The organism is Oceanobacillus sp. FSL K6-0118, from assembly GCF_038006665.1.
GTDB lineage: Bacteria > Bacillota > Bacilli > Bacillales > Amphibacillaceae > Oceanobacillus > Oceanobacillus caeni.
The window spans coordinates 1,053,432-1,060,000 of the sequence record NZ_JBBOVR010000001.1 but is presented as its reverse complement, the minus strand read 5'-3'; the positions used below and the strand labels follow the sequence as shown (position 1 = coordinate 1,060,000).

Annotated in this window: 4 protein-coding genes and 2 rRNA genes (1 of these 6 only partly in view); 1 reads left to right on the top strand and 5 read right to left on the bottom strand. The window is 41.4% G+C overall.

All coding sequences use genetic code 11. From position 1 onward, the window contains the following. The 3 genes from MHI02_RS05545 to MHI02_RS05535 all read right to left on the bottom strand — a co-directional run. Nucleotides 1-1,086 (bottom strand): 23S ribosomal RNA (locus tag MHI02_RS05545) (it extends 1,831 nt beyond the left edge of the window). 383 nt (nt 1,087-1,469) lie between these two features. Then, a 16S ribosomal RNA gene (locus tag MHI02_RS05540) occupies nt 1,470-3,035 on the bottom strand. Together the 16S and 23S rRNA genes form the textbook arrangement of a ribosomal RNA operon. A 419-nt stretch (nt 3,036-3,454) precedes the next feature. After that, nucleotides 3,455-4,327 (bottom strand): nucleotidyltransferase-like protein, encoded by an 873-nt coding sequence (locus MHI02_RS05535; RefSeq protein WP_047185686.1) that lies wholly within the window; start codon nt 4,325-4,327, stop codon nt 3,455-3,457. 187 nt (nt 4,328-4,514) lie between these two features. Here MHI02_RS05535 and MHI02_RS05530 point away from each other — a divergent pair, with 187 nt between their 5' ends. Continuing rightward, nucleotides 4,515-4,886, top strand: coding sequence for a YgzB family protein (locus MHI02_RS05530; RefSeq protein ID WP_047185687.1), 372 nt, complete (start codon nt 4,515-4,517; stop codon nt 4,884-4,886). Between the two features lie 47 nt (nt 4,887-4,933). Here the strand turns inward: MHI02_RS05530 and perR are convergent, their stop codons facing one another. After that, a complete protein-coding gene (perR, locus tag MHI02_RS05525; RefSeq protein ID WP_047185688.1) occupies nt 4,934-5,383 on the bottom strand; it encodes a peroxide-responsive transcriptional repressor PerR in 450 nt (149 codons plus the stop codon). A gap of 194 nt (nt 5,384-5,577) precedes the next feature. Then, nucleotides 5,578-6,528: a D-2-hydroxyacid dehydrogenase gene (locus MHI02_RS05520; protein ID WP_060669366.1), complete on the bottom strand. Its 951-nt coding sequence runs from the start codon at nt 6,526-6,528 to the stop codon at nt 5,578-5,580. Nucleotides 6,529-6,569: the final 41 nt, after the last annotated feature.

Below are 6,569 nucleotides of genomic sequence, written 5' to 3'. Positions count from 1 at the left end.
ACTCCACATCCTTTTCCACTTAACGTATACTTTGGGACCTTAGCTGGTGGTCTGGGCTGTTTCCCTTTCGACTATGAACCTTATCACCCATAGTCTGACTCCCAAGTTTAAGTATCTGGCATTCGGAGTTTGACTGAATTCGGTAACCCGATGAGGGCCCCTAGTCCAATCAGTGCTCTACCTCCAGTACTCATCATCTTGAGGCTAGCCCTAAAGCTATTTCGGAGAGAACCAGCTATCTCCGTGTTCGATTGGCATTTCACCCCTACCCACACCTCATCCCCGCATTTTTCAACATACGTGGGTTCGGGCCTCCAGTCAGTGTTACCTGACCTTCACCCTGGACATGGGTAGATCACACGGTTTCGGGTCTACGACCGCATACTAAATCGCCCTATTCAGACTCGCTTTCGCTACGGCTCCGTGTCTTCCACTTAACCTCGCATACAATCGTAACTCGCCGGTCCATTCTACAAAAGGTACGCCGTTACGCATTAACGCGCTTCGACTACTTGTAGGCACACGGTTTCAGGTACTCTTTCACTCCCCTCCCGGGGTGCTTTTCACCTTTCCCTCACGGTACTGGTTCACTATCGGTCACTAGGGAGTATTTAGCCTTGGGAGATGGTCCTCCCGGATTCCGACGGAATTCCACGTGTTCCGCCGTACTCAGGATCCACTCCGGAGGAAATTCTTTTTCGATTACAGGGCTGTTACCCTCTTTGGCTAACCTTTCCAGGTTGATTCATCTAAAGAATTTCTTTGTAACTCCTTGTGGAGTGTCCTACAACCCCAGAGAGCAAGCTCTCTGGTTTGGGCTGTTTCCGTTTCGCTCGCCGCTACTTGGGAAATCGCATTTGCTTTCTCTTCCTCCAGGTACTGAGATGTTTCAGTTCCCTGGGTGTGCCTCTTATGCCCTATGTATTCAGACATAAGTCCTGTTCCATTACGAACAGTGGGTTTCCCCATTCGGAAATCCTCGGATCTAAGTTTACTTACAACTCCCCGAGGCATATCGGTGTTAGTCCCGTCCTTCATCGGCTCCTAGTGCCAAGGCATCCACCGTGCGCCCTTATTCACTTAACTAAGTTTACAATGAATAAGCGTGCTATTATATAGCCTTGCTTTAAAATTTGATGTCTTGTTTACTCTTATTTAGTTTTCAAGGTACAAAGTTTCAGAGAGATTTGCTCTCTCAAAACTGAACCAAACAACACAGTATGTTTCATCCAAATTAGGATGTTCCGTAATGTCCAGCTGCAGCACCCAGCGACTAGCAAACTTCCTTCACCTCCGTACGATAAGTCAACATCGATTCACTTACGTTCATCGTGTTTCCTTTATCTCCTTCGGTAGAAGAATGTCCGATTAAAATCGCCACTTTGCGCGGCAACATCGGACCACCTGGCATGGCCAGGCGCAGTTTGTACGTCGCTAACCGGGTGCTTTCGCTTTTCGTATATCCTTAGAAAGGAGGTGATCCAGCCGCACCTTCCGATACGGCTACCTTGTTACGACTTCACCCCAATCATTGGTCCCACCTTCGGCGGCTGGCTCCAAAAGGTTACCTCACCGACTTCGGGTGTTACCAACTCTCGTGGTGTGACGGGCGGTGTGTACAAGACCCGGGAACGTATTCACCGCGGCATGCTGATCCGCGATTACTAGCGATTCCGGCTTCATGTAGGCGAGTTGCAGCCTACAATCCGAACTGAGAATGGTTTTATGGGATTTGCTTGACCTTGCGGTTTCGCTGCCCTTTGTACCATCCATTGTAGCACGTGTGTAGCCCAGGTCATAAGGGGCATGATGATTTGACGTCATCCCCACCTTCCTCCGGTTTGTCACCGGCAGTCACCTTAGAGTGCCCAACTTAATGCTGGCAACTAAGATCAAGGGTTGCGCTCGTTGCGGGACTTAACCCAACATCTCACGACACGAGCTGACGACAACCATGCACCACCTGTCACTTTCGTCCCCGAAGGGAAATCCCTATCTCTAGGGAGGGCGAAAGGATGTCAAGACCTGGTAAGGTTCTTCGCGTTGCTTCGAATTAAACCACATGCTCCACCGCTTGTGCGGGTCCCCGTCAATTCTTTTGAGTTTCAGCCTTGCGGCCGTACTCCCCAGGCGGAGTGCTTAATGCGTTAACTTCAGCACTAAGGGGCGGAAACCCCCTAACACCTAGCACTCATCGTTTACGGCGTGGACTACCAGGGTATCTAATCCTGTTCGCTACCCACGCTTTCGCTCCTCAGCGTCAGTTACAGACCAGAGAGTCGCCTTCGCCACTGGTGTTCCTCCATATCTCTACGCATTTCACCGCTACACATGGAATTCCACTCTCCTCTTCTGCACTCAAGTCCTCCAGTTTCCAATGACCCTCCACGGTTAAGCCGTGGGCTTTCACATCAGACTTAAAAGACCGCCTGCGAGCGCTTTACGCCCAATAAATCCGGACAACGCTTGCCACCTACGTATTACCGCGGCTGCTGGCACGTAGTTAGCCGTGGCTTTCTGGTTAGGTACCGTCAAGGTCAGGTCAGTTACTACCTGACTTGTTCTTCCCTAACAACAGAGTTTTACGATCCGAAAACCTTCTTCACTCACGCGGCGTTGCTCCGTCAGACTTTCGTCCATTGCGGAAGATTCCCTACTGCTGCCTCCCGTAGGAGTCTGGGCCGTGTCTCAGTCCCAGTGTGGCCGATCACCCTCTCAGGTCGGCTACGCATCGTTGCCTTGGTGAGCCTTTACCTCACCAACTAGCTAATGCGCCGCGGGCCCATCTATAAGTGACAGCTTACGCCGCCTTTCAAACTTCTTATTATGCAATAAAAAGTATTATCCGGTATTAGCTCACGTTTCCGCGAGTTATCCCAGTCTTATAGGTAGGTTGCCCACGTGTTACTCACCCGTCCGCCGCTCTTTCCACTAATTTCATCCCGAAGGGATGAAATTAGCTTCCAGCGCTCGACTTGCATGTATTAGGCACGCCGCCAGCGTTCGTCCTGAGCCAAGATCAAACTCTCCAAAAAAAGTTTGTTTCAAATGAACAAAAGTCATTTGAAGTTCTTAGCTTTATAGAGGCAAAAACCTCTATTTTAAAAAGAAAAACGAGTTTCTTTTGTCTTAACATACTGGTTGTTTTGTTCAGTTTTCAAAGAGCAAATTCATTTAATCGCTTCATAACAGCGACTTTTATAATATATCACTTTCAGCATCTCATGTCAACAATTATTTTAATTAGTTGTCGTTAATTAGAGACGCCTTTCAGAAGCGACAATGAATACTTTACCATGCTTATCAATCTATTGTCAACATATTTTTTTAAAAACTATCAGCATCACAAACACATTAATAAAAAGCCTATTCGATACTAGCACTTCAAACAAAATCGAACAGTCCATCCCCACACTCCTTCATGCAGAAACGAAACTGTCCACAACAACAAAATCTAAAAATTACTTATTCTATATTTCCTATGAAACACTCCAACACCCTTCGTCTCTTCCAACACTGGTAATATAATTTCTTTTTCTTCTAAATAAGAAATGATTGCAGAAAGATCAAGTTTATATGGCTCCACGAACGGGTTTGTTTTTAATTCAGCGTATGACCATGGTTCACCTTTTGTTCGCATAATGTTAAGTAGATGTTCAGCCGATGCTGCTGCCCTATGATTAATCACATAGTCCATTGCCAATATCATTAATTGGATTTTCTTCTCCATCTCTTCCCTACTGTCGATGAACTCTTCATATAACTTATAGATTTCTAAATCTATATTTTTAACTTGATTCCATACAGTCACTTCAGGGTAGTAGCCTTTTTCTACAACCGCAAGCCTTGCTAAGTAATGTAAAGAATAAAACACCTTACTATGCGCATCTTTATAATTCTTGGAGGTAAATAAAGCTTTTGCTTCGTTATAACTTTTTACCAACTTACCAAATTCAATAGCTTTTCTAAGATTTCTTTGTTGTAGTGGAAAATCTCTTAGTTTTCTCTTCAAATCACTAATATATTCATTTCTGTCATAAACGACTCTTCCATTAATCACCCACTCTACCGCTCGTCTGGAAGAGCTTGTATCAATCCAGTCCATTAACGTACTTTCTTTAACAATATGCATTGCTGCTGTTTCACCAGCACTCTCATAATGTTTCACAAACCATTCTTGTTCCGCTTCTTTTACAATAATAAGTAGAATGATATCAAAATTATCTGTTAGAGGACTGTTGGGATTAGTTTTTTCCATCATTAGAATACCTAATGTTTTCGGGTCACTTGCACGTTCTTGATAAATTGGCCTTAAGAAATTCTCCATCTTACTTCCTCCATCTTTCTAAAAATTACCTATACATAGAAACAACCACTCTATTCTATCACCAAAATTCGACAAAATTAATTTCTAACTATAATATTTCGTTATAAATAAGTGAAATCCTCTTTTTGAAAACGAAATATTTAAACATATATGCTATACTACTAGTGATATATGAAGGAGGTAGATTATGTCCGAACCGAAATTAGTCTATTCAAGCAAAATTAATAAAATCCGATCCTTTGCTCTTATTCTTATATTTGTAGGGTTTCTTTTTATGTATGGGGGCATTTTACTGAAAAAGATAGAATGGTTAATGTTAATCTTATTTGCTTTGGGCGTCCTAGCTATTGTGTTTAGTTTAGTTGTATATGTTTGGATTGGTACCTTATCACTTAGGTCTGTGCCGGTTGTTTGTCCAAACTGTAATAAGCCAACGAAAATGCTAGGTCGTGTCGATGCTTGTATGCATTGTAAACAGCCACTTACATTAGATAAAGATTTAGAAGGTTTGGATTTTGATGAAAAGTATAATTCCAAACGTTATCAAAAGAAAAAATAACAAAAGCTATCGCCAATTAAAAATAGGCGATAGCTTTTGTTTCCATCTTAATGTTTCTGACTAGCTATTTTCTTACATTCATCACAAATACCATATACTTCTAACCGATGATGACTTACATCAAATCCAGTTACCTTCTCCGCTAGGGCCTCCACTTCATCTAAAGGTGGATAGTGAAAATCGACTATTTTACCACACTCATTGCAAATAATATGGTAGTGATCAGATGTATTACAATCGAATCGACTAGATGAATCTCCATAGGTCAGTTCGCGAACTAGTCCTACCTCACGCAATACCCTTAGATTATTATACACAGTTGCAACACTCATATTTGGAAACTTACCTTCTAGTGCTTTGTATATTTCATCTGCAGTTGGGTGTATCATAGAATTTAATAAGTATTCTAGTACTGCATGACGTTGTGGAGTGATACGGACGCCTGATTTCTTTAAAGTATTAATAGCTTTTTGTAATCGTTCTTCAGACACAGCCATCCACCTCACTTTCCGTCTCAAAAATGTATTCTAATAATATTATTAAATTATAATCTTTATAATTAGTTTACATTCCCAAAAGGACATCTGTCAATATAAGTACTCTGCCCACTAAATAGTATTTCTTTTTCATTATTATTATTCCCATTTTTATTAGACATCAGTCTTCAGATGTTGTGAAAGTCTGTAATACCTTAATACCCCCTTGTTAAATCGATTGGATTAATATAATTATCCCCATTTCTACGGAAGACTTGTAAATTTTCCTCAAATATATCCAATGCTCGATTAGTATATTCCGGTGAGACCCCTGATATATGCGGTGTTATTGTAATAGTTTCTTCTGTCCAAAATGGATGTCCTTTTGGTAATGGTTCTTCTTTTACCACATCCAAAATAGCGTGTTCTATTTCCCCTGCTCGTATTGCTGCCAATAAATCTTCTTCCATTACTGCATCGCCACGTCCCATATTTAAGAAGACAGCGCGGTTTGGCATCGCTTTAAATTGTTCATATTTAAAAATATCTTTTGTCTCCTTTGTACTTGGTAACACAGATATAACAAAGTCAGCTAGAGATAGTGCTTGGTTTAACTCACTAATTTTATAGTTTTCATTAAAGTGCTCTACTTTCTTTCCACTTCTAGAAACCCCAATCGTATACATTCCAAAAGCCTTACCTAGTCTAGCAACTTCACTTCCGATAGCACCTGTCCCAACTACCACCATTGTTTTTCCAGTAATTTCTCTTAAGCTTATACCCTGATTATCCCAAACTTGATTTTCCTCATTTTTAATGACGGATTTTTCTTGACGATAAACTTGTAGCAGCATTGATATGGCATATTCGGACATTTGAGTCTTATGTATTCCCCGTACATTTGTAACGCGTATTCCTCTTTCCCGGATACTAGCAAATGGTAGATTATCTACCCCTGCAGAAAGTACATGAATCCACTTTAAACTCACTGCCTTTTTAATAAATTCTTCATTAATATCACTACCAAACGTCACATACACTTCTGTATCTCGAATGTATGTATTCACCTCTTCCATCGTATCGCAATAAATAAAATTTTCATTTGGGAATTTTCCTTTTAATCTATCTTGATACGATTCTGCAAGCTTTCTAGAAAAAACAATCATCACTATTCCTCCTACAATTTTCAAGTTATTATTATTTTACA

Excerpts from the sequence above, each read along its gene's own strand:
- MHI02_RS05520 (WP_060669366.1), bottom strand. The coding sequence starts at position 6,528 with ATGATTGTTTTTTCTAGAAAGCTTGCAGAATCGTATCAAGATAGATTA.
- perR (WP_047185688.1), bottom strand. The coding sequence starts at position 5,383 with ATGGCTGTGTCTGAAGAACGATTACAAAAAGCTATTAATACTTTAAAG.
- MHI02_RS05530 (WP_047185687.1), top strand. The coding sequence starts at position 4,515 with ATGTCCGAACCGAAATTAGTCTATTCAAGCAAAATTAATAAAATCCGA.
- MHI02_RS05535 (WP_047185686.1), bottom strand. The coding sequence starts at position 4,327 with ATGGAGAATTTCTTAAGGCCAATTTATCAAGAACGTGCAAGTGACCCG.